We start from the raw sequence: 211 nt of genomic DNA, 5'->3' as shown, positions 1-211 counted from the left end.
CCTTATTCACATTGCTTTAAACGATAACCGTTAATAGTTTTTCGGATTGGACAATATTTTCTTCACTTGTTCCAACGACTTCTACATACTCACTTGTATTAGTGACAATCACTGGCGTTGTTACTGGATAACCAGCTTCTTTAATTTTCTCAATATCAAACTCTACTAACAGATCGCCTTGCTTTACTACATCATCTTGCTTAACATGCGG

1 protein-coding gene is annotated in these 211 nt (G+C 36.0%); it reads right to left on the bottom strand.

The window, feature by feature from the left end:
• Positions 1-16: 16 nt before the first annotated feature.
• A partial coding sequence (locus EOC06_RS44960; RefSeq protein ID WP_206631535.1) for a PTS glucose transporter subunit IIA occupies positions 17-211 on the bottom strand: 195 nt, incomplete at its 5' end.

The sequence above is a fragment of the Mesorhizobium sp. M7A.F.Ca.MR.362.00.0.0 genome, assembly GCF_004023175.1.
Taxonomy (GTDB): Bacteria; Pseudomonadota; Alphaproteobacteria; order Rhizobiales; family Rhizobiaceae; genus Mesorhizobium.
Note: the sequence above shows the minus strand (reverse complement) of the source record. Positions and strands in the feature narration are given on the sequence as shown.